The organism is Xanthomonas sp. NCPPB 2632 (assembly GCF_041228075.2).
Taxonomy (GTDB): Bacteria; Pseudomonadota; Gammaproteobacteria; order Xanthomonadales; family Rhodanobacteraceae; genus Luteibacter.
In genome coordinates this window covers 3,728,045-3,747,785 of sequence record NZ_CM192979.1, presented here as the reverse complement: position 1 = coordinate 3,747,785, position 19,741 = coordinate 3,728,045, and the positions used below count along the sequence as shown (strand labels likewise).

Below are 19,741 nucleotides of genomic sequence, written 5' to 3'. Positions count from 1 at the left end.
GTTGAAACGAAGCCCGGGCGGAGACGTCCGGGCTTTTTCGTGCGTGGCTGGGGACTGTTTGGAAGCCGAAGCAGAAGCAGAAGCAGAAGCAGAAGACCTCGTCGCTCGTAAGGCGCGGCGGTGAGGCGCTCGGTGGTCACCCGACGCCTCCTTCCCGTGCCCGCCAACGACGATGAGCCCGTCCAGTAAGTCGCTAATCGCATCACCTACGCAAACGCAAGGGCGGCAACGCATGTTTGCGCTGGAGGTATCGACCTACGTTGTCCGTACCCGCGGTATGGCCGCGAATCGCTAGGACATCGACATGCGTTTCATCCACCGTTCTTCGTTCGTCTTCGCCGCCGCGGTGATTTACCCGTTCGCGTCGCTTGCTGCGGACACCTCACCCATGCGGTTCATCGTGCACTTCGACAGTCAGCGGTCGGCGGCTACTGCGGTGCGAACCACGTCGATATCATCATTGCCTTCCCGTGTGGTTGCGGCGCGTGCGGGTGGCATTCGCCATGTGCGGTCTCTGGGCTCGGGGGGTGACGTGTTCGAGGTGAGCGACGGCGATGCGGCGCGCCTGGCTGCGCTGCCGGGCGTGGTGGATGTCGAGGAAGATCGGATCGTGACGCCTGCGCGCGGGCTGACCTCGCTGTGGCACCGGCAGTGGTACATGCACGATCCGCGCGTCGGCATCGATGCGGAGGTGGCGTGGCGTTACACCCGCGGTGCGGGTGCGGTGGTGGCCGTACTCGATACCGGCGTTGCGGCGCATCCGCAGCTGGATGGCCAGCTGCTGCACGGCTACGACTTCGTCAGCGACGCGACCGCGGCGCGCGACGGCGATGGGCGCGATGCCGATCCCACCGACGAAGGCGACTGGCACGAGGCCGGTGAGTGCAAGTCCGAAAAGCCCTCGGCGTCGTCATGGCACGGTACGCATGTCAGTGGCCTGATCGTGGCCCGCTCGCCGGATGGCCGCGGCATGCTCGGCGTGGCGCCGGAGGCGAAGGTGGTGCCCGTGCGCGTGATGGCGAAATGCGGAGGCCGGCTTTCCGATGTGGTGGATGCGATCGCGTGGGCCAGCGGTGGCGAACTGGCGGGTGTTCCATTGATCGACCGGCGAGTCGACGTGATCAACCTCAGCCTGCGCACGCCCGGAGCGTGTGGGCGCACACTGGCGGAGGCGATCGCGGCGGCGCGCTCGCGTGGTACGGCGGTGGTCGCGGCAGCGGGCAACGACGGCATTCGTGCGTCGGCGGTGTCGCCTTCCAATTGCGCCGGCGTGGTCAGCGTGGGTGCGCTGGCGCGTGACGGCTCGATGGCCCGTTATTCCAACCATGGCGATGGCATCACGCTGTCCGCGCCGGGTGGCACGCTGGGTACGTTCGGGGTCGACGACATCCTCTCCACCATCGACGCCGGCAAACAGGGTCGTGAGCGGCCGATCCTGGCCTATTACGCGGGCACCTCGATGGCGGCGCCGCAGGTATCCGCCCTGGTCGCCCTGATGCGTTCGGCAGATCCTTCCATCGCGGTGGATACCATTACCCGCCAGCTGGTGGACAACGCGCGACCGCTGCCGGGCCCGTGCCCGAAGGGCTGTGGCGCCGGGCTGATGGATGCGGGGGCGACGGTGGATGCCGTCGTCGAGGATCGCGCCGGTGGTTGACCGGCGCGGACGATCACACCGCTTCGAAGCGGTTGGCGTCGCGATTCTTGCGCACGGTTTTCGGGTCCCACACGCGGCCGTTCATGGCGATGTACACGCCATCGGCCAGCGACTGCACCGCGCCCACCGCACAGCCGATGTTGAAGACGGCGTCCGAACCCTGGAACCGCGCGGGGTTCAGGGCGCCGGTCAGCACGATGACCTTGCCCGGGATGCCGGCCAGCACGTGCGCCGTTTCCACCATGGTGTCGGTGCCGTGGGTCACCAGCACATGGCGATGGGGCTGGGCCTCGATGGTGCTGCGCATGAGGGTGCGGTCTTCGTCGGTCACGTGCAGGCTGTCCTTGCGCAGGATCGGAATCACCTCGAAACGGAAGGCGACGCCGAGCTGGTGCAGAATGTCGCCGATCTGCGGGGAGCCGATCTGGTAATCCGACTTGTCGTCGAAGTAGACCTTGTCGATCGTGCCGCCGGTGGTGACGATGGTGAGTTGCTGCATGGTTGACCTGCGAAGCGGGGTGAAACGGGCGTCCATCTTACATGGTGTCGGCTTCGCCTTCAGGGATGGTCCGGCGCTGTGGCCAACAGCATGTCGTCATCGTTCCCGGGCAGCGACAACCGGTCCAGGCCGCGCGCGACAAACCGCCGGCAGGCCGCTGCGGGGCGCGTATCGCCATCGGCGGCGCCTGCTGCCGACCGTGCCAGGAGGGCGGCGGCCATGCAGCGTGCGAGCGTGAACGCGATACCGCGGGCGGAGGCTTCCAGCGAGGAACGGTCGGAGGCGACTTCCGCGAGCAGGGTCTCGGTCGCGTCCAGGCTGCGGTCGATGGCCCGGCGCGTGGCGTCGCCTTCGGGCACCAGCCCGGCCACGGCGGTGCGCAATGGGGCGATGCCGGCCCCGCCGAGCGCACGCAGCATGTCGAGCGAAAGCACGTTGGTGGTGCCTTCCCAGATGGCATAGACCTGCGCATCGCGCAGCAGCTGTGGCAGGCCGGTGTCCTCGATGTAGCCCGCGCCGCCGAAACACTCCAGGGCTTCTGACACCACGCGGATCGCCACCTTGGCCGTCCACAGCTTGGCCAGCGGTGTCAGCAGTCGCAGCAGGGCAACGTCCGCCGTTCCGGCCTCGCCGTGCTCGACGTGACCCAGCAGTTCGGCCACGTGGAAGGTGAGCGCGAAAGCGGCCTCGTATTCGGCCTGCATGTCGGCCAGCGTGCGCGCGTGCAGCGGGTGGTCGATGAGGCGCCGGCCGAACGCCTGGCGTCGGGTTGCGTAATCGCGGGCGAGCGCCACCGCACGCGCCATGCTGGCCACGGCGCACACCGCGTTCCAGGTACGCGTGACGTTGAGCATCGGCGCAATCTGGCGTACGCCATGCTCGACCGGTCCCACGGGAAGGGCGGGAAGGCCGTCGAGGTGGATCTCGGCGGTCGGCAACTCATGCGTGCCCAGTTTCTTCTTCAGCCGGTCGATGGTGATCCCGCGCCATGCGCCGTACTCGTCGCGGGTCTCGACGTAGAACAACCCGAGCGCCGCCGTTCCCGCGCCGGCGGCTTCCGGGCGCGCCAGGGCCAGCGCCGCCTCGCCCACCACCGCCGAACTGAACCACTTGCGGCCGTAGAGCCGCCACTGGCCGTCCGCGTCCTGCCGCGCGGCGGTTTCCGAACGGCCCACGTCCGAGCCGCCGGGCGTTTCGGTCATCCACTGGCCGGACAGCCAGAAGGTGGACGGGTCGCGGCTGAGGAAATGCGGCAGGGCGCGTGCCGCCAGCGCGGCGTTGCCAGAGGCGCGGATCGCCGTCGCGGCGCCGTCGGTCATTGCCAGCGGGCAGCAATAGAACTCGCTGGCGACGTGGTAGAGGTAGACGCGGGCGAACGCTTCCACGCGCGCCCAGGGCGAGGGCTCATGGCCGGCCGCGAGTACCGCATGCCGCGTGGTGATCGTCGGGCCTTCTTCCCAGGCCGGCGTCAGCGCGATGCGGTCGACACGGTTGCCCCAGGCGTCCCACGCGGTGAGCACCGGCTCCGTACGCGGTGTGCGTTGCCGTCGTTCCCACGCCATGACCGCGTAATCGCCGAGGGCATCCATATCGCCGTGCAGGGCGGCGACGCGGTCCGGCGGCAGCCGTTGGACCAGCCAGGCGCGCAGCACGCGATCGTGGCGATAGGGCTGGGCCAGCCGGGGGGCGTCCTGCACGAATGCCATGGTGATGTCCCTCGATAACGGAGCGAAGGCTCCAGCCTGCACGGACCGCGCGTGCGCGTCGATGTGCTGCGCAGCATGCCGGTCGATCGGCCGCGCATGACGTCGTCGTCAGCCCCGCCGGCGCACGCCCGCGCCGAGGGTGCCGATCAGCAGCAGGGTGACGACGATCTCCAGGGCGGCCAGCCAGCGGTCGCCCGTGGAACTCCAGGCCTCCGCCACGCCGTGGCAGAAATAGAACAGGGCCAGGATGCCGACCCACAGCAGGGCGCGGGTGACCCTGGGCAGCGAGAGCAGCGGCAGCAGCAGCGGCGGCACGGTGAGGGCGAACGCCACCCAGGTGGGAATCGATACCGGGGGATACAGCGTGTACCAGAGCACCTGGATGGCCAGCAGTGCCGCCCAGGCCGCCAGTCCGGTCTTCTGGCTGCCGCTCAACGCCGTGGGCCACCCGGCGGCGGGGCCCTTCGTCATGCGGGCGTGCCGAGCCGGCGCGCGATATCGGCCAGCCGCTTGCCCAGGGCGCGGGACAGGTCGCGCTCGTGCTCGCTGATCGCGTTCTCGCCGCGCGGCCCGGCGACGTGGCTGGCGCCGTAGGGGGTGCCACCGGTGGTGGTGCTGGTGAGGGCCGGCTCGGTGTAGGGGATGCCGACGAGCAGCATGCCGTGGTGGAGCAGGGGCACCATCATCGTCAGCAGCGTGGACTCCTGACCACCGTGCATGGTGCTGGACGCGGTGAAGACGGCGGCGGGCTTGCCCGCCAGGGCGCCCGAGGCCCACTCCGCGCCCGTGGTGTCGAGGAAGTGTTTCAACGGCGCAGCCATGTTGCCGAAGCGGGTAGGGCTACCCATCGCGAGGGCCACGCACTCGACCAGGTCGGCGCGGGTGACGTAGGGAGCGCCCTCGTCCGGCTCGGGCGGCATCGCCGTTTCGGTCACCGGCGCGACCGGCGGCACCTGGCGCAGGCGCGCACGCATGCCGGGCACTTCCTCGATGCCGCGGGCGACGAGCCGGGCGAGCTGGGCCGTGTGCCCGCTACGGCTGTAGTAGAGTACGAGAACGTCGTGGGACATGGATTGAGTGCCTTTGCGAAGGCGCTAGTCTCGCAGAACTGTTCACGATCCCAAACCATCGGGACAAGGATCCAAGGACCCCCATGCCGTTTCGCTTCGACCGCGACCGCGCCCTGAGCTTCACCCGCTTCACCTGGCTGCGCTTCGTCGACGACAAATGCTTCGAAACCGCCGGCGCGCTGTCGTACACCACCCTGGTCTCGCTGGTGCCCCTGACGGTCGCCGTGTTCGCCATCCTTTCGGCCTTTCCCGTGTTCGCCGAATGGCGGGGTGCGCTGGCCGCCTATGCGTTCCAGAATTTCGTGCCCGCCACGGGCATGAAAATCCAGGAATACATGATGGCCTTCGCCGACAAGGCCAGCCAGCTCACCGGCATCTCCGTGCTGGTCATGCTGTTCAGCGCCGTGTCGATGATGATCAGCATCGAGGATCGCCTCAACCGCATCTGGCGCGTGCGCAAGCCGCGCGGCTGGACCTCGCGCCTGTTGTTGTACTGGGCGGCACTGACGTTGGGACCGATCCTGGTCGTCGGCGGGCTGGCGCTGTCGTCGTATATCACCGCCTTCCCGATGCTGCACGCGGCAGCCGACCAGATCGCCTCGCAGTTCCGCCTGATCAGCCTGCTGCCCTTCGTCATCACCTTCGTGACGCTGGTGCTGATGTATACCATGGTGCCCAACCGGCGCGTGTCGTGGCGGCATGCGGCCATCGGCGCCTTGCTGGGCGCCATCCTGTTCGAGTTCGCGCGGTGGGGCTTTGCCCAGTTCATCCGCAATTCGCCCAACTACGAGGAAATCTACGGTGCGCTGGCGGCGATCCCCATCTTCCTGCTGTGGATCTACCTGTCGTGGATCATCGTGATCCTGGGTGCCTCCATCGCCGCGTCCATCTCCGCCTTCGAGTACGTGCTGCCCACCGAGGCGCTTCCCGACGGCGCGGAGTTCATCGGCCTGCTGGTGGTGCTCCAGCACTTCGTCGAGGCGCAGCGCTGCGGCGACAGCATCGATCCGGCCACCATCCGCGTGCGTGAGCCCTACCTGCCGTCCAACGCGATCGCCAGCTATTTCGAGGACCTGCAGCGCGCGGACATGATCCAGCGCGGCGAGGCCGGTGGCTGGTTGCTCAGCCGCAGCCTGGATACGACCGAACTGGTTCGCGTCTATCGCTGCACGCAGTACCGGTTGCCGCTGCATCCGCGCGAGCAGGTCGATCGCATGGGCATTACGCTGCCACCCGACCTGCTGGCGCTGCTGGACCAACTGGCGGCGGCGCTCGACGCCACCCTGGGCGCACGCCTGGACCACCTGTTCCCGCCGACCCCGGCACCCGCTTCCATCGAGGATTCCCCCGCATGATCCTGCGTACCCTTGCCTTTGCCGCCCTGGCCCTCGCCGTGTCGCCCACGGTCGTCGTGGCGGCCACGGCCGCCAGCCCGCAACTGAAGGTCACCACGCTCGACGGCAAGCCCTTCGACCTTGCCGCGCAGCGCGGCAAGTGGGTGATCGTCAACTACTGGGCCACGTGGTGCGTGCCGTGCATCAAGGAAATGCCGGATATCTCGGCCTTCGTGAAAAGCCGCAAGGATGTCGCCGCCATCGGTCTTGCGTTCGAGGACACCGACGCGAAGGAGATCAAGGCCTTCATCGACAAGCATCCCGTGTCGTATCCCATCGCGCAGGTGGACGTCACGGCGCCGCCGAAGGATTTCGACGCGCCCAGGGGCCTGCCCACCACGTACCTGATCGCGCCGGACGGCCACGTGGCCAAGACGTTCATCGGGCCGGTGACGGGCGAGAAGCTGGGCGAGGCCATCGCCAAGGGCGGCTGACCTCGCCGTCAGCCGTTCAGTCCGTCGGGCCGGTCGCGTTGGCCGGCCGCGCGACGAACGTGGCCGGCAGTTTCTTGCCGTCCGACAGCTCAAAGGTGATGGTGAGCCGGTCGCCCGCCTTCACGGCGTGCTTCGGCTTCTCCAGCATCACGTGGTAGCCGCCGGGCGTGAAGGCCAGCGTGCCCTCGGGCGGCAGGTCCACGCTGTCCACCATCTCCATGCGACCCATGCCGCCCTCGGTGCTGCTGCGGTGGATCATCGCTTCCGCGTAGTCGGCGCTTTCCGCACCGACGATCTTCAGTGCGCTGCTGGAGTGGTTGCGGAAGGTGACGTAAGCGCCGGCCGGCAGGCTGCCCGGGAGCACGCGTATCCACCCCGCGCTGGCTTCCACGGCAGGCGTATCGGTGGCGCCGGCGGCGCTGGCGGCAAGCAGGAACAACGAGGCGGCGAGCGAGCGAAACATCATGCGTGCGGCTCCAGGGAGGTGAGCAGGGTCAGGTCGTGGACCATGTCGTCCTGCGAGGCCGACGGCGTGGCAAGCAGGCGCGCCTTGCCCTCGGCGTCGAAGACATAGATGGCCGAACTGTGGCTGACGTCGTAGGCGCCGTCGCCCTTGTCCGGCTCGCGGGTGAACGCCGAGCGATAGCGTTTGGCCAACGCTTCCACATCCGCGCCCGAGCCGACCAGGCCGACGGCATGCTTGTCGAAGGCGTTGACGTAGTCGTGCATGATCTGCGGCGTATCCCGCGCGGGGTCGACGCTGACGAACAGGATGCGCACCTTGTCGGCGGCGGGGCCCAGGCGGCCCAGCACCACATGCAACTGGGTAAGCGTCAGCGGACAGACGTCGGGGCAATGGGTGTAGCCGAAGTACATCAGCGTGACCTTGCCGCGGTAGTCGGCACCGGTGACCGTCTTGCCGCTGTCGTCGGTGAGCTTGAAGTCGAGATCCGGCAGGTGACCCGATACGTCGTTCAATCGCCACTCGGGCTGCGGCTCGCGCTGGCAAGCGCTCAGCGCGACCACGGCGAGGAGGGCGATCAGGGTCAGCACGACCCGGCGGGGAAGGAACGGCTTCATGCGACACTCCGCGGGATATCCTCCGCAGGATACGCCACCCGCGCCCGCGATCAGGCGCCCTCTACCGCGGAACCTTGCGAATGCGACAACCTGTCAGCAGCACCCACGCCCTCCTGGTCGGCCTGGCCGGCGCCACCGCCGTGGGGCTGGGCGCGTTCGGTGCCCATGCGCTGCGCGGCATCGTGGACGAGGCCGGCCTGCAGGTCTGGCACACCGCGGTGCAATACCATTTCTGGCATGCCCTGGCCCTGTTCGTGGCCGTGGTCGGTCTGGCACCGGGCCGCGCCCGCACGGTCGCCATCGCCCTGTTCGCCGTCGGCATCGTGTTGTTCTCCGGCAGCCTCTACGCGCTGGCGCTGGGCGCGCCGCGCTGGACCGGCGCGATCACCCCGCTGGGCGGCGTGGCGTTCATCGCCGGCTGGATCGCCGTGGGGCTGTCGCTGCACCGCGTTCGGTAGAATGCACGCCTTAAGTTCACCAGGATTCCCGCATGACGACCTTCGGCACGCCGCACGCTTCCAACGCACTCAAGGTGCTCCTGCTGGGTTCCGGCGAACTGGGCAAGGAGGTGGCGATCGAGCTGCAGCGCTTCGCCGTGGAGGTGGTGGCGGTGGATCGTTACGCCAACGCACCGGCGATGCAGGTGGCCCATCGCAGCCACGTCATCGACATGCTGGACGCCGATGCGCTGCGTGCGCTCATCGAACAGGAGAAGCCGGACCTCGTCGTGCCGGAGATCGAGGCGATCCACACGCCCACGCTGGTGGCGATGGAAAAGGAAGGCCTGCGGGTCATCCCTACCGCGAAGGCTGCCTGGCTGACGATGGATCGTGAGGGCATCCGTCGACTGGCCGCGGAAGAGCTCGGCCTGCCGACCTCGCCGTACCGCTTCGTCGATACGCACGAGGCGTTCATCGATGCGGTGGCCGCGCTCGGCACGCCGTGCGTCGCCAAGCCGGTGATGAGTTCGTCGGGCAAGGGCCAGAGCGTGCTGCGCACGCCGGCGGATGCGGATGCCGCCTGGGAGTATGCCCAGGCCGGCGGTCGTGCCGGGCGGGGTCGGGTCATCGTCGAAGGCTTCGTCGACTTCGATTACGAAATCACCTTGCTCACCGTGCGGCATCGCGATGGCGTGTCGTTCTGCCCGCCCATCGGTCATCGCCAGGAAGACGGCGACTACCGCGAATCGTGGCAACCGCAGGCGATGAGCGACGCGGCCCGCGCCTCCGCCGAACGCCAGGCGGATACGATCACCGCGGCACTGGGCGGCTGGGGCGTGTTCGGCGTGGAGTTCTTCGTCCGCGGCGACGAAGTGATCTTTTCCGAAGTGAGCCCGCGCCCGCACGATACCGGCCTGGTCACGCTGATCTCGCAGGATCTTTCCGAGTTCGCGCTGCACGCGCGGGCCATCCTCGGCCTGCCCGTGCCGGAGATCCATGCGTTTTCTCCCGCCGCGTCGTGCGCGGTGCTGGTGGAGGGGGAAGGGCAGGCGCCCACCTACCATGGCGTGGCCGAGGCACTGGCGGAAACCGGCACCATGCTGCGTATCTTCGGCAAGCCCGAGGTGCGGGGCCGTCGCCGCATGGCGGTCACGCTGGCGCGTGCCGCCACCGTGGAGGAAGCCCTCGCCAAGGCCAAGCGCGCCGCCGGCCGCATCCGCGTCGAACTCTGATCCCACGGGCCCGACAACGGCCGTTCACGCCCGAATGTTAAGCTGCTGCGCTTCCCGGTAAGACCCACGCCCATGAGCGGACGCAAAGACAACCACGATCACGAACGTCGCGGTCGCACCGAGCCGACCCTCGGGCGGCTGGACGACCTCGACCGTCCCGCGCCGCCCGTCGACGACGGGCTGCCGCATATCGTGGTGGACACGCCACGTCGACGCCCCGGGCCATCCGCGCCGCCGCCGAAGCGTGCGCGCAAGCGCGGCTGGCTGGTACCGGTGCTGGTGCTGGTGCTCATCGGTGGCGTCACCGGCCTGTGGCTGCAGCAGGATCGCCTGCGCACGCTGATGCCCGCCACGGAACTCAACGACATCCTCGGCCAGGCCAACCGTGCGCTGGCCGCCGGCAAGCTCGACGGTACGGCGGGCGACAGCGCCCGCGAGCTGTTCGAAAAGGCCCGCGACCAGCAACCGGACAGCGACCAGGCCCGTGACGGCCTGCGCCGCGTCGGCATGGCGGAGGTGGCGCGCGCGGACGCGGCCCTCGCCGCCGGCAACCTCGACGAGGCGCAGGCGGCACTGGACGTTGCCCGCGAACTGCTGGGCGGTGGCAGCGATGTGGAACGCCTGACCCAACAGCTATCGCAAGCGCGTAATCCGCAGGGGCGCACCGAGTCGCTGGTCGATCGCGCGCAGGCGGCATTCGCCGCCGGCCAGCTGGACGGCGACGAAGGCGCCGGTGCGCTCTATCGCCGCGTGCTCGATGCCGACCGTAACAACACGGTGGCGGCGCGCGGCCTGGACAAGGTCGGCGACGCTCTCGCGGCGCAGGCACGCCAGGCCATCGCCGCCAACGACCGGCCCAAGGCCAACGCCCTGGTCGATCGCATCGCCATCCTCGTCCCGGGCTACAGCGACCTGCCGTCGCTGCGGGCATCGCTGGCGGAAACCCGCAAGCAGGACGACCAGGCCACCGCCGCGTTGATCCAGCAAGGCAACGACGCCATGCGCGCGGGACGCTTCACCGGCGATGGCGACGACACCGCGCTGGCCCGATTCAAGGCGGTGCTCGCCGTGGACCCGGACAACGCGGCTGCCAAGGCCGGTCTGGGCCAGGTGGCGCAGGCGCTGATCGTGCAGGCCAATGCGGCGCTGGACAGTGAGGACGATGCCCAGGCGGCGAAACTGCTGGAACAGGCGACCAAACTGGCGCCGAAGTCGGCCGAGTTGGCCGCGGCCCGCGCTCGTCTGGGCGGAGGCGACACCGGCGCGCCGCATGCTGCCGTGCCGCCTGCGCGTGCAACCCAGGGCGCGCCCGTCGCTGCCGCCGCTGACGACGACACGTCCGAGGCGTCCCTCGCCGTCAGCCCGGAGCAAAAAGCGCGGGTCGCCGCGCTGGTGCGTCGTGCGCAGGCCGCCACATCGCGCGGCGACATCATGGACCCGCCCGGCGACAGCGCCTACGACCTCTATCGCAACGCCCTCTCCATCGACGGCAACGACCCCACCGCACGCGCTGGCCTGCAGGGCTTGCCGGCGCAGGTCGAGAAACAGATGCAGCAGGCCGTGGCCAGCGGCAACGTCAAGCGGGCCGAAGACCTCTACGCCACGATGTCCGATCTCGCCCCCGGCGATGCCTCGCAAGGCGAGATGCGCCATCGCCTGGGCAGCGCGCTGATCGACAACGCCTTGCAGCGCTCCAGCGCCGGCGACCGCCAGGGCGCGTTCCAGGCCCTGGACCACGCGCGCCGCTACGTGCCCGACGATCCGCGCCTGCAAAGCGCTTACGAGCGCATTGCGACGGGACGCTGAGCACGATGACGGTACTGGTACTGGGCGGCTCCGGTCAGATCGGACACTTCCTGCTTCCCCGGCTCGAGGCCGCCGGCTATGCCTGGCAGGCGGTGAGCCGGCAGCCGCCACCGGGGGACGCGCGCTGGGTTGGGGGCCAGTTGCCCGATGCCATGCCCGACTTGCCGCCGCTGCGTGCCGTGGTCTCGCTCGGTCCGATCGACCTGCTGGCCACCTGGCTGGCCGAGATGCGCCTGCCGGGTGTGCCGCACGTCATCGCCACCTCGTCGATGAGCGCGGAGACCAAGCGCGAATCCGCAGTGCCCGAGGAGCGCGAGGTATCGCGGCGCCTGCGCGATGCCGAGACCACCCTGATCGCCACCTGCGCGTCGCGGGGCATGCCCTGGACGGTGTTCCGGCCCACGCTGATCTACGGCGCGGGCATGGACAAGAGCCTGACCCCGATCGTGGCATCGGCGCGCCGGCGTCACGTGTTTCCGCTGCCCCCCGGGCGTGGACAGCGCCAGCCCGTGCATGCCGACGACATCGCGGCGGCGGTCGTCGCGGCCCTGGGCACGGCCGCCGCCCGCGGGCGCACCCTGCCCATCGGCGGCGGCGAGCGCATCACCGCGGCGGAGATGTTCCGGCGCACGCAGCGCAGCGCTGGCGGACTGGTGCTGCCGGTGCCCGTGCCGCGCGTCCTGCTCGACATGGCGGCGGCCCTTTCGCCCACGATCCGCGGTCCCGTCGCCCGACTCGATGCCGACCTGATCGCCGACAATGGCGACCTGGAAGCGCTGCTCGACGTGCACCCGCGGGCGTTTCGCCCCGTCGCGGCCACCTGGCGGCCGGTGCGCTGACCTTCATTGCCCTCGCTTTGCCCGCTCTCGTTCAGATGATCGCCGGTGAACTGCCCCTATCATCGGTCCCCGACCCCTCCCGCAGGACTTCTTCGCGTTGGCTTTCCTGAACCGTCTCGGCTCCCTCCTGCGCACGGCCTGGCCGTGGCTGCGCATTCCTTTCTGGCTGGTCATGGGGCTGCTGTTCGGCTTCCTGCTGCCTTACACGCTGATCCTCAACGCCCGCTTGCAGGATCGCTTCAACGACCTCGTGTTCGCGGTGCCCACCCGTGTCTACGCGCGACCGCTGCCGCTGGAAACGGGCAGGGCGCTGACGCCCGCCGCGCTGGAGCTGGAGCTCACCTTTGCCGGTTACACGGCCGAGGGCGCCGGCAAGGTGCAGGGCAGCTATTCGAAGAACGGTTCGCGCTTCGTCATCGCCTCGCACGGGTATTTCGGACCGGACGGCGGTGAGTTGCCGCATCGCATCCGCGTGGCCCTGGCCGACGGCCAGGTGGCCTCGGTGGTGGACGACACCAACAACAAGCCCATCGCGTCGATCCACCTCGACCCCGCGCGCATCGCCACGCTGTACGGCGCGCAGCAGGAAGAGCGTCGCATCGTGCGCCTGGAGAACGTGCCGCCGCTGCTCGTGCAGGGCCTGCAGGCGGTGGAAGACCGCGACTTCAAGAACCACATCGGGCTGGATTTCTCGGCCATCGCGCGCGCCTCGTTCGCCAACCTGCGCGCAGGCCACACGGTGCAGGGCGGCTCCACCCTGACCCAGCAGCTGGTGCGCAACCTGTTCCTGGATCGCAACCAGACCATGCTGCGCAAGGTCAACGAGGCGATCCTCTCGCTGCTGATGGAAGCGCATTATTCGAAGGGTCGCATCCTCGAGGCGTACGTCAACGAGGTGTTCCTCGGCCAGCAGGGCAACCAGGCCGTGCACGGCTTTGCCGCCGGCGGCGAGTTCTTCTTCGGCCGCCGCCTGGAAGACCTGCGCCCGCAGGAAATCGCCCTGCTGATCGGCCTGGTCAAGGGCCCCAGCTATTACGATCCGCGCCGTTATCCGGATCGCGCGCTGTCGCGCCGCAACCTCGTGCTGCAGCAGTTCCACGACACCGGCCTGCTCGACGACGCGCAGACGAAGGCCGCACAAGCCACACCGCTGGGCATCGCGCCGAACGCGCAGCTTCCGCATAACCGTTTCCCCGCGTTCATGCAGCTGGTCCGCTCGCAGATCACCGCCGACTTCGACGAAGCCGCGCTACGCGACGGCAGCCTCAGCATCTTCACCACGCTGGACCCCGCCGCGCAGCTCTACACCGAGCAGGCGATCATCACCACGATGAAATCGCTGGGCAAGCGCGGTGCCGCCGCGCAGGCCGCGGCCGTGGTCACCGACACCACCAACGGCAGCGTGCTGGCCGTGGTCGGCTCGCGCGATCCCGGCGAGCAGGGCTTCAACCGCGCGCTGGATGCCCGCCGCTCCATCGGTTCGCTGGTCAAGCCGCTGGTGTACCTGGTGGCGCTGGCGCAGCCGTCGAAATGGTCGCTGGCCTCGATCGTCGACGATTCACCGATCAACATGCGCCAGCCCGACGGCACGCCATGGACGCCGCAGAACGACGACCACGAAGTACATGGACAGGTGCCGATGCTGGACGCGCTGGTGCACTCGTGGAACCTCGCCACGGTGAACCTCGGCATGCAGGTGGGGGTGCCGCGGATCAAGGGCTTCCTGGAATCGTTCGGCCTGGAGGGCGTCAATCCCAGTCCGTCGCTGCTGCTGGGCGCGATCGACCTGTCGCCGTTGCAGGTGGCGCAGTTGTACGAGTACATCGCCGCCGATGGCCACGCGCTGCCGCTGGTGGCCGTGCGTGGCGTCATGGACAACAAGGGCCAGGCGATCAAGCGTTACGAGGTGAAGGGCGGTGACGGCGAGTACCAGACCGCTGCGCGGCTGACCACCTGGGCCATGCAGCAGGTGGTCAACGGCGGCACCGCCGCGGCCATCGGCAACTCCAGCCTGTCCTGGCTGCATGCCGCGGGCAAGACCGGCACCAGCGACAGCCAGCGCGACAGCTGGTTTGCCGGCTTCACCGGCGACCGCCTGGCGGTGGTCTGGATGGGTCGCGACGACAACAAGCCTACGGGCCTGTACGGCGCCACCGGAAGCATGCGCGTGTGGCAGGAGCTGTTCCGCAAGCTGCCGACGCGGCCCCGCTCGGCGGCGCCCGGCGAAGGCCTGGAGATGGCCTACGTGAACCCGCAGACGGGCAAGCGCACCGACCCCTCGTGCGAAGGCTCGCGACAGTTCCCGTTTGTGTCCGGTTACGTGCCGGAAGCGGAAGAGGGCTGTTTCTGGCAGCGATTCAAGGGTATGTTCGGCGGCGGCGACGGAGCCCAACAGCCCGCACCGCCCGTTCCCAGTAATCCTACGGATTGACGCCATGCATCGCCTTCGTTTCTGCGCCATCGCCGCCGCCACCCTCGTCGCCGCCTGCAGCCAGCCGGCACCGCCGCAGGCCACGCGGCCCAGCAAACCCGTCTACGACATCGTGGCGCAGATCCGCGCCGCCGGAGAGCGCGAGAAGTCGGCCATCGAGGTCGCGCCGTTGCGCGATCCCGGCGTGCAGGGCCTGCAGCAGGCCGCCGCGGCCGACGAGCGCGCCGGCCGGTATCCGGATGCCGACGCCAAGCTCGCCCAGGCGTTGAAACTGGCGCCCCAGGCGCCCGAACTCATCCAGGACCGCGCCGAAGTAGCCGTGCGCATGCAGGACTTCCCGCGCGCCGAGCAGCTCGCGAAGCAATCGTTCGACATGGGCCCGAAGTCGGGCAGCCTCTGCGCCCGCAACTGGCAGACGGTTTACGAAATGCGTATGCAGGCCGACGACCAGGCCGGCGCCACCGCCGCCAAGGCGGAAGGCGGCAAGTGCCACATCGCCGGCCCCAACCGGTTCTGATAAATAGATATAGGTACATGTAGGAGCGGACGATGTCCGCGATGCTTTTCGCATGGTCCGTTCGGAATGCCCGGATCACCAGGATGCCCGGATCGCCCACATCGTGGGCTCCTACACGGTAACGCCCCGCCCGTTTTTACGGCGTGCGGAGGGTGCGGCCGTGGGCGTGCACGGTGTCTACCAGCACCTTGACGTTGTCGGGGTCTACTTCTGGCGTGATGCCGTGGCCCAGGTTGAACACATGGCCGGGGTGATTGCCGAAGCTGTCGAGCACGGCGCGCGCCTCGCGCGCCACGATGTCGGGTGAGGCACGCAGCACGGCGGGGTCGAGGTTGCCCTGCAGGGCCACGCGGTCGCCCACGCGCCGGCGCGCTTCGCCGATGTCGATCGTCCAGTCCACGCCGAGTCCGTCGCAGCCGGTGTCGGCCAGGGCTTCCAGTTGCCCGTTGGAGCCCTTGGAGAAGAGGATCACCGGCAGCTCGCGGCTGACCGGGTCCGCCTTCAGCGCATCCACCACCTGGGTCATGTAGCGCAGCGAGAACTCGCGGAACGGCGCGGGGCCGAGCATGCCGCCCCACGTGTCGAAGATCATCAGCGCCTGGGCACCCGCGTGCGCCTGGGCAATGAGGTAAGCGGAGACCGAGCGCGCGATGGTATCCAGCAGGCGGTGCGCCAGCGCTGGGTCGTTCCAGGCCAGCGCCTTGACCCGAGCGAAGTCGCGTGAACCCTCGCCTTCGACCATGTAGCAGGCCAATGTCCACGGGCTGCCGGAAAAACCGATCAGCGGCACGCGGCCGCCCAGTTCCTGGCGGATCAGGCGTACCGCGTCCATGACATAGCGCAGCTCCTTGTCCATGTCCGGCACCGCCAGGCGATCGATCGCGGCGGCGTCGCGCACGGGGCGCGCGAAACGCGGGCCCTCGCCCTGTTCGAACGACAGGCCCAGGCCCATGGCGTCGGGAATGGTGAGGATGTCGGAGAACAGGATGGCCGCGTCGAGGTCGAAGCGCGCCAGCGGCTGCAACGTCACCTCGCAGGCGTACTCGGGGTTCGTGGCCAGCCCCATGAAGCTGCCGGCCTTGGCGCGGGTGGCGCGATATTCCGGCAGGTAGCGACCGGCCTGGCGCATCACCCACACCGGCGTGGTGTCGACGGGCTCGCGACGCAATGCGCGGAGGAAGCGATCGTTGCTCGGCGCGTCAGCGACCATGTGCCGACTCCTGGCCTTGGCTGAACATGACTTTGAAGCCTTTTTTCAGTTGGGCGTCGCGGGTTTTCTCGAAAGCCGCCAACGCCGAATCGTGCGTGATGTGCACCTCGCGCTTGAGCGAGGCCTTGCCGCCCTGGACGCCGCTTTCGCGGTAGAGGGTCCAGCCGCCGAGCAGGTCCTGCTCAAGGGTGATCTGGACGTAGCGGGGCGCTTCCGTTGCGACATCGGGCAGGGTTTGCATGTAGATCCGCATCGAACGATCCGGGCTGGCGCAGGGCCGATCATTGTAGGCGTGTCAGGCCAGCACCGCGAGCACGTCGTCCTCGGCGACACCGGACACGATCTCCGCGCGGCCGATGCCGCGCCACAGGATCAGCCGCAACGTGCCCGCCGTGTTCTTCTTGTCCAGCCGCATGAGTGCCAGCAGCCGGGTGGGCGCATGCCGCGGCGAGCGCTCGGTGGGCAGGCCCAGGCGTTGCAGCAGGGTGACCAGGCGTTGCGTATCGTCGGCGGTAGCCATGCCCAGCCGCTCGGACAGGCGAGCCGCCAGCACCATGCCGATGGCCACGCCCTCGCCGTGCAGGATCTCGCTGTAGTTGCCGGCGGTCTCCAGGGCATGCCCGAAGGTGTGCCCCAGGTTCAGCAGTGCCCGTTCGCCCTGTTCGGTCTCGTCGCGCGCCACCACGCCGGCCTTGTACCGGCACTTGCGGGCGATGGCCTCGATCAGTGGACGGGTCTCGCGCGTGGCCAGCGTGTCGGCGTGGTCTTCCAGCCAGGCGAAAAATGCCGGATCGCCGATGGCCGCGCCCTTGACGATCTCCGCCAGGCCGGCCTGAAACTCACGCTGGGGCAGGGTGTCGAGCAGGTAGGGGTCAGCCACCACCGCGCGCGGCTGGTGGAATGCACCGGCCAGATTCTTGCCCGTGGGCAGGTTCACGCCGGTCTTGCCACCGACGGAGGAATCGACCATGGCCAGCAGGGTGGTCGGCACCTGGATGAAGTCGATGCCGCGCATCCAGCAGGCCGCCGCGAAGCCCGCCATGTCGCCGACCACGCCGCCGCCCAGGGCGATGACGCAGGCGTCGCGCGTGGCACCCAGCTCGCCCAGCGCCTCGAGGATGCGGCCGATATTGGCAAAGGTCTTGTGCATTTCGCCGTCGTCGAGCAGATAGGACGCCCAGCGCAGGCCGTCCAGGCCCTGGGCCAGCGCGTCCAGATACAGCGGAGCCACGGTGGTGTTGCTGACCACCAGCACGTGGCGCCCACGGATCATCGGTCGCCAGCGCTCACTGTCCGTGAGCAGCCCGGGGCCGATCCATACGGGGTAGCTGCGACCGGCCAGGTCGACGTCGACGGTTTCCATCAGGGGCGTTTCCAGTGACGGTCGAGGAGGGCGACGGCGCGCGGCACGGCGGCGTCCACGTGCTCGTGGCGACCCAGGAAGATCAGGTCGGCGATCTCTTCGTACAGGGCGTTGCGTTCGGTCGCCAGGGCTTCCAGTCGTCCGCGACGATCGGCGCCGGCGATCATCGGGCGGACGGTGTCGTGCGCGAGGCGATCGAACTGCTCGGCGACGTCGACCGACAGCAGCAACACGGTGCCGCGCGACATCAACCGGGCGCGGTTGTCGGCGTCCAGCACGGCGCCGGCGCCCGTGGCGAGCACGACGCCGTCGGCGCGGCTAGACTCGTCCAGGTGCGCCGATTCCAGCGCACGAAACGCCGCCTCGCCTTCGCGTTCGAAGAGGCTGACAAGGGTCGTGCCCAGCCGCGCTTCGATCTGGACGTCCAGATCGACGAACGGCAGGCCGTAATGCGCCGCGAGGCGTTGTCCGATCGTGGTCTTGCCGGCCCCCGTGGGGCCGATCAGGAACAGGTTGGGCGAAGGATTCATCGCAACCATGCTAACAACAAGCCACCCCAAGAGGTACGAGAGCGTGCTGGTCGCCGGCGCGGGCGACGTGGGCAGCCGCGTGGCCAGGCAGTTGCTTGCCGACGGGCATCGCGTATTCGCCCTGCGTCGGGGCGAAGCGGCCGACGGCGACGGTATCGGCTGGTTGCGGGGCGACCTGACGCAGCCAGCCACCCTGCGCGACCTGCCATCGGTGGACGCGCTGATTTACGCCGCCGCGCCCGACGCCCGCGACGAGGACGCCTATCGCGCCCTCTATGTCGACGGCCTGCGCCATATCGTCGACGCGCTGCCGGTCCCGCCGCGGCGCACGGTGTTCGTGTCGTCCTCGGCCGTCTATGGCGAGCATGGCGGCGACTGGGTGGATGAAACCACGCCCGTGGCGCCGGGGGCGTTCAGCGGTCGCGTCATGCGGGATGCCGAACAGTGGCTGGCCTCGCGAGGGGTGGGCGGCGTGAGCGTGCGTCTGGCCGGCCTTTACGGTCCGGGGCGCACGCAGTTGTTCGAGCGGTTGCGCGATGGCCTGGCCCGGGTGCCGCGTGGGCAGGGCGTCTATGCCAATCGTATCCATGTGGACGACGCGGCCGCGTCGCTGGCGCTGGTGCTGTCGCTGCCGGACCCGGCGCCCGTGTATGTCGGCGTGGACGATACGCCGCTGCCGATCGACGTGCTGTACGACCACCTGGCCGGACTGCTCGGCGTGCCCTTGCCTCCGGATGGGCCGGGGCCGGCCGGCATCGGCAACAAGCGGTTGTCCAATGCCTTGCTGCGGGCGTCCGGCTTCCGCTGCCGGTGGCCGGATGCGCGTGCCGGTTACGCCGCGTTGCTCGCCGGCTGACCGCGACGAAACGCCCCGGAAGGGCGCGGACCGGCGTGCTAGCATCGAACGATCCCCTGGCCCGAAGCCCAGCCACGATGCTCACACCCGATATCCTCGATACCTTCCAGGGCCTGCTCGACGAGGCCAAGGCCAGCGGCGACCGCGAGCCCACGGCGATGAACCTCGCCACTGCCGACGCCAGCGGGCGCGTGCACTCGCGCATCGTGTTGCTCAAGGGCATCGATGCGCACGGCCTGCGTTTCCACACCAATCGCGAAAGCGCCAAGGGTCGGGAAATGGCTGAGCACCCGCAGGTCGCGCTGTGCTTCCACTGGAAGCAGATCCGCGAAGGCGTTCAGGTGCGCTTCGAAGGCCGCGTGCAGTTGCTGGATGACGCGGAATCGGATGCCTATTTCGCCAGCCGCCCGCGTGGCAGTCGCATCGGCGCCTGGGCGTCCAGGCAAAGCCAGACACTGCCCGACCGTGCCACGTTCGAAGAACGCGTGGCGCATTACGAGGCCGAGTTCAAGGACCGCGACGTACCGCGTCCGCCACACTGGGGTGGCTACCTGATGCAGCCGGATCGCGTGGAATTCTGGTACGGCGCGCGCTACCGCCTGCACGAGCGATTCGTCCACACCGACGGCGGCACGGCGTGGTCCAGCCGGATGCTCTACCCCTGAATCCGCGTGCCG

The 19,741-nt window shown here is 69.0% G+C and carries 21 protein-coding genes; 11 read left to right on the top strand and 10 right to left on the bottom strand.

The features are described from left to right. Window positions 1-304 precede the first annotated feature (304 nt). Window positions 305-1,657 carry a S8 family serine peptidase gene (locus AB8808_RS15965; protein ID WP_369930606.1) on the top strand — a complete coding sequence of 451 codons (1,353 nt, stop codon included), beginning with the start codon at window positions 305-307 and terminating at the stop codon, window positions 1,655-1,657. 13 nt (window positions 1,658-1,670) lie between these two features. Here AB8808_RS15965 and AB8808_RS15960 read toward each other — a convergent pair whose 3' ends face one another. The 4 genes from AB8808_RS15960 to wrbA form a co-directional block, all read right to left on the bottom strand. Beyond that, a complete protein-coding gene (locus AB8808_RS15960) occupies window positions 1,671-2,156 on the bottom strand; it encodes an asparaginase domain-containing protein (protein ID WP_369930605.1) in 486 nt (161 codons plus the stop codon). Between the two features lie 59 nt (window positions 2,157-2,215). After that, window positions 2,216-3,862 carry an acyl-CoA dehydrogenase family protein gene (locus tag AB8808_RS15955; RefSeq protein ID WP_369930604.1) on the bottom strand — a complete coding sequence of 549 codons (1,647 nt, stop codon included), beginning with the start codon at window positions 3,860-3,862 and terminating at the stop codon, window positions 2,216-2,218. A gap of 108 nt (window positions 3,863-3,970) precedes the next feature. Continuing rightward, window positions 3,971-4,333 carry a DUF2069 domain-containing protein gene (locus AB8808_RS15950; RefSeq protein ID WP_369930603.1) on the bottom strand — a complete coding sequence of 121 codons (363 nt, stop codon included), beginning with the start codon at window positions 4,331-4,333 and terminating at the stop codon, window positions 3,971-3,973. Then, on the bottom strand, window positions 4,330-4,932 hold the full coding sequence (wrbA, locus tag AB8808_RS15945; RefSeq protein ID WP_369930602.1) for an NAD(P)H:quinone oxidoreductase: 603 nt from the start codon (window positions 4,930-4,932) through the stop codon (window positions 4,330-4,332). The genes AB8808_RS15950 and wrbA overlap by 4 nt, the downstream gene beginning before the upstream one ends. Before the next feature lie 83 nt (window positions 4,933-5,015). On the opposite strand from wrbA, the gene AB8808_RS15940 reads away from it, so the two are divergent. Together AB8808_RS15940 and AB8808_RS15935 are read left to right on the top strand one after the other, a co-directional pair. Beyond that, on the top strand, window positions 5,016-6,287 hold the full coding sequence (locus AB8808_RS15940; RefSeq protein ID WP_369930600.1) for a YihY family inner membrane protein: 1,272 nt from the start codon (window positions 5,016-5,018) through the stop codon (window positions 6,285-6,287). Beyond that, window positions 6,284-6,760, top strand: a complete 477-nt coding sequence (locus AB8808_RS15935) for a TlpA family protein disulfide reductase (protein WP_369930599.1) — start codon at window positions 6,284-6,286, stop codon at window positions 6,758-6,760. Before AB8808_RS15940 ends, AB8808_RS15935 begins: the two co-directional genes overlap by 4 nt. 16 nt (window positions 6,761-6,776) lie before the next feature. On the opposite strand, the gene AB8808_RS15930 is transcribed toward AB8808_RS15935, so the two are convergent. Together AB8808_RS15930 and AB8808_RS15925 are read right to left on the bottom strand one after the other, a co-directional pair. Continuing rightward, a complete protein-coding gene (locus AB8808_RS15930) occupies window positions 6,777-7,226 on the bottom strand; it encodes a copper chaperone PCu(A)C (protein WP_369930598.1) in 450 nt (149 codons plus the stop codon). Beyond that, window positions 7,223-7,840: an SCO family protein gene (locus AB8808_RS15925; protein WP_369930597.1), complete on the bottom strand. Its 618-nt coding sequence runs from the start codon at window positions 7,838-7,840 to the stop codon at window positions 7,223-7,225. Before AB8808_RS15925 ends, AB8808_RS15930 begins: the two co-directional genes overlap by 4 nt. 80 nt (window positions 7,841-7,920) lie before the next feature. On the opposite strand from AB8808_RS15925, the gene AB8808_RS15920 reads away from it, so the two are divergent. From AB8808_RS15920 to AB8808_RS15895, 6 genes are all read left to right on the top strand, one after another. After that, window positions 7,921-8,298 carry a DUF423 domain-containing protein gene (locus tag AB8808_RS15920; protein ID WP_369930596.1) on the top strand — a complete coding sequence of 126 codons (378 nt, stop codon included), beginning with the start codon at window positions 7,921-7,923 and terminating at the stop codon, window positions 8,296-8,298. 32 nt (window positions 8,299-8,330) lie between these two features. Further along, a complete protein-coding gene (purT, locus tag AB8808_RS15915) occupies window positions 8,331-9,512 on the top strand; it encodes a formate-dependent phosphoribosylglycinamide formyltransferase (RefSeq protein WP_369930595.1) in 1,182 nt (393 codons plus the stop codon). Between the two features lie 72 nt (window positions 9,513-9,584). Continuing rightward, on the top strand, window positions 9,585-11,318 hold the full coding sequence (locus tag AB8808_RS15910; protein ID WP_036140331.1) for a tetratricopeptide repeat protein: 1,734 nt from the start codon (window positions 9,585-9,587) through the stop codon (window positions 11,316-11,318). 5 nt (window positions 11,319-11,323) lie between these two features. Then, window positions 11,324-12,157: an SDR family oxidoreductase gene (locus AB8808_RS15905; protein WP_369930594.1), complete on the top strand. Its 834-nt coding sequence runs from the start codon at window positions 11,324-11,326 to the stop codon at window positions 12,155-12,157. A gap of 97 nt (window positions 12,158-12,254) precedes the next feature. Beyond that, the gene (gene mrcB, locus AB8808_RS15900) at window positions 12,255-14,588 is read left to right on the top strand and encodes a penicillin-binding protein 1B (RefSeq protein ID WP_369930593.1); all 2,334 of its coding nucleotides are present in this window, start codon (window positions 12,255-12,257) and stop codon (window positions 14,586-14,588) included. A 4-nt stretch (window positions 14,589-14,592) separates the two neighbouring features. Next, on the top strand, window positions 14,593-15,105 hold the full coding sequence (locus AB8808_RS15895) for a tetratricopeptide repeat protein (protein ID WP_036140336.1): 513 nt from the start codon (window positions 14,593-14,595) through the stop codon (window positions 15,103-15,105). Between the two features lie 136 nt (window positions 15,106-15,241). Here AB8808_RS15895 and hemE read toward each other — a convergent pair whose 3' ends face one another. From hemE to AB8808_RS15875, 4 genes are read right to left on the bottom strand one after another with little or no spacing between them, the layout of a single operon-like run. Next, window positions 15,242-16,315, bottom strand: a complete 1,074-nt coding sequence (gene hemE / locus AB8808_RS15890; RefSeq protein ID WP_369930592.1) for a uroporphyrinogen decarboxylase — start codon at window positions 16,313-16,315, stop codon at window positions 15,242-15,244. After that, complete coding sequence (locus tag AB8808_RS15885) at window positions 16,305-16,568, bottom strand: hypothetical protein (RefSeq protein WP_369930590.1); 264 nt, start codon at window positions 16,566-16,568, stop codon at window positions 16,305-16,307. The genes hemE and AB8808_RS15885 overlap by 11 nt, the downstream gene beginning before the upstream one ends. A gap of 42 nt (window positions 16,569-16,610) precedes the next feature. After that, a complete protein-coding gene (gene aroB / locus AB8808_RS15880) occupies window positions 16,611-17,678 on the bottom strand; it encodes a 3-dehydroquinate synthase (RefSeq protein WP_369930589.1) in 1,068 nt (355 codons plus the stop codon). After that, window positions 17,678-18,208 carry a shikimate kinase gene (locus AB8808_RS15875; RefSeq protein ID WP_369930588.1) on the bottom strand — a complete coding sequence of 177 codons (531 nt, stop codon included), beginning with the start codon at window positions 18,206-18,208 and terminating at the stop codon, window positions 17,678-17,680. Before AB8808_RS15875 ends, aroB begins: the two co-directional genes overlap by 1 nt. A 7-nt stretch (window positions 18,209-18,215) precedes the next feature. Here AB8808_RS15875 and AB8808_RS15870 point away from each other — a divergent pair, with 7 nt between their 5' ends. Continuing rightward, a complete protein-coding gene (locus AB8808_RS15870; protein ID WP_369930587.1) occupies window positions 18,216-19,064 on the top strand; it encodes an SDR family oxidoreductase in 849 nt (282 codons plus the stop codon). A gap of 77 nt (window positions 19,065-19,141) precedes the next feature. Further along, a complete protein-coding gene (pdxH, locus tag AB8808_RS15865) occupies window positions 19,142-19,729 on the top strand; it encodes a pyridoxamine 5'-phosphate oxidase (protein ID WP_369930586.1) in 588 nt (195 codons plus the stop codon). The last annotated feature ends 12 nt before the right edge of the window (window positions 19,730-19,741 follow it).

Excerpts from the sequence above, each read along its gene's own strand:
- AB8808_RS15965 (WP_369930606.1), top strand. The coding sequence starts at position 305 with ATGCGTTTCATCCACCGTTCTTCGTTCGTCTTCGCCGCCGCGGTGATT.
- AB8808_RS15960 (WP_369930605.1), bottom strand. The coding sequence starts at position 2,156 with ATGCAGCAACTCACCATCGTCACCACCGGCGGCACGATCGACAAGGTC.
- AB8808_RS15955 (WP_369930604.1), bottom strand. The coding sequence starts at position 3,862 with ATGGCATTCGTGCAGGACGCCCCCCGGCTGGCCCAGCCCTATCGCCAC.
- AB8808_RS15950 (WP_369930603.1), bottom strand. The coding sequence starts at position 4,333 with ATGACGAAGGGCCCCGCCGCCGGGTGGCCCACGGCGTTGAGCGGCAGC.
- wrbA (WP_369930602.1), bottom strand. The coding sequence starts at position 4,932 with ATGTCCCACGACGTTCTCGTACTCTACTACAGCCGTAGCGGGCACACG.
- AB8808_RS15940 (WP_369930600.1), top strand. The coding sequence starts at position 5,016 with ATGCCGTTTCGCTTCGACCGCGACCGCGCCCTGAGCTTCACCCGCTTC.
- AB8808_RS15935 (WP_369930599.1), top strand. The coding sequence starts at position 6,284 with ATGATCCTGCGTACCCTTGCCTTTGCCGCCCTGGCCCTCGCCGTGTCG.
- AB8808_RS15930 (WP_369930598.1), bottom strand. The coding sequence starts at position 7,226 with ATGATGTTTCGCTCGCTCGCCGCCTCGTTGTTCCTGCTTGCCGCCAGC.
- AB8808_RS15925 (WP_369930597.1), bottom strand. The coding sequence starts at position 7,840 with ATGAAGCCGTTCCTTCCCCGCCGGGTCGTGCTGACCCTGATCGCCCTC.
- AB8808_RS15920 (WP_369930596.1), top strand. The coding sequence starts at position 7,921 with ATGCGACAACCTGTCAGCAGCACCCACGCCCTCCTGGTCGGCCTGGCC.
- purT (WP_369930595.1), top strand. The coding sequence starts at position 8,331 with ATGACGACCTTCGGCACGCCGCACGCTTCCAACGCACTCAAGGTGCTC.
- AB8808_RS15910 (WP_036140331.1), top strand. The coding sequence starts at position 9,585 with ATGAGCGGACGCAAAGACAACCACGATCACGAACGTCGCGGTCGCACC.
- AB8808_RS15905 (WP_369930594.1), top strand. The coding sequence starts at position 11,324 with ATGACGGTACTGGTACTGGGCGGCTCCGGTCAGATCGGACACTTCCTG.
- AB8808_RS15895 (WP_036140336.1), top strand. The coding sequence starts at position 14,593 with ATGCATCGCCTTCGTTTCTGCGCCATCGCCGCCGCCACCCTCGTCGCC.
- hemE (WP_369930592.1), bottom strand. The coding sequence starts at position 16,315 with ATGGTCGCTGACGCGCCGAGCAACGATCGCTTCCTCCGCGCATTGCGT.
- AB8808_RS15885 (WP_369930590.1), bottom strand. The coding sequence starts at position 16,568 with ATGCGGATCTACATGCAAACCCTGCCCGATGTCGCAACGGAAGCGCCC.
- aroB (WP_369930589.1), bottom strand. The coding sequence starts at position 17,678 with ATGGAAACCGTCGACGTCGACCTGGCCGGTCGCAGCTACCCCGTATGG.
- AB8808_RS15875 (WP_369930588.1), bottom strand. The coding sequence starts at position 18,208 with ATGAATCCTTCGCCCAACCTGTTCCTGATCGGCCCCACGGGGGCCGGC.
- AB8808_RS15870 (WP_369930587.1), top strand. The coding sequence starts at position 18,216 with ATGCTAACAACAAGCCACCCCAAGAGGTACGAGAGCGTGCTGGTCGCC.
- pdxH (WP_369930586.1), top strand. The coding sequence starts at position 19,142 with ATGCTCACACCCGATATCCTCGATACCTTCCAGGGCCTGCTCGACGAG.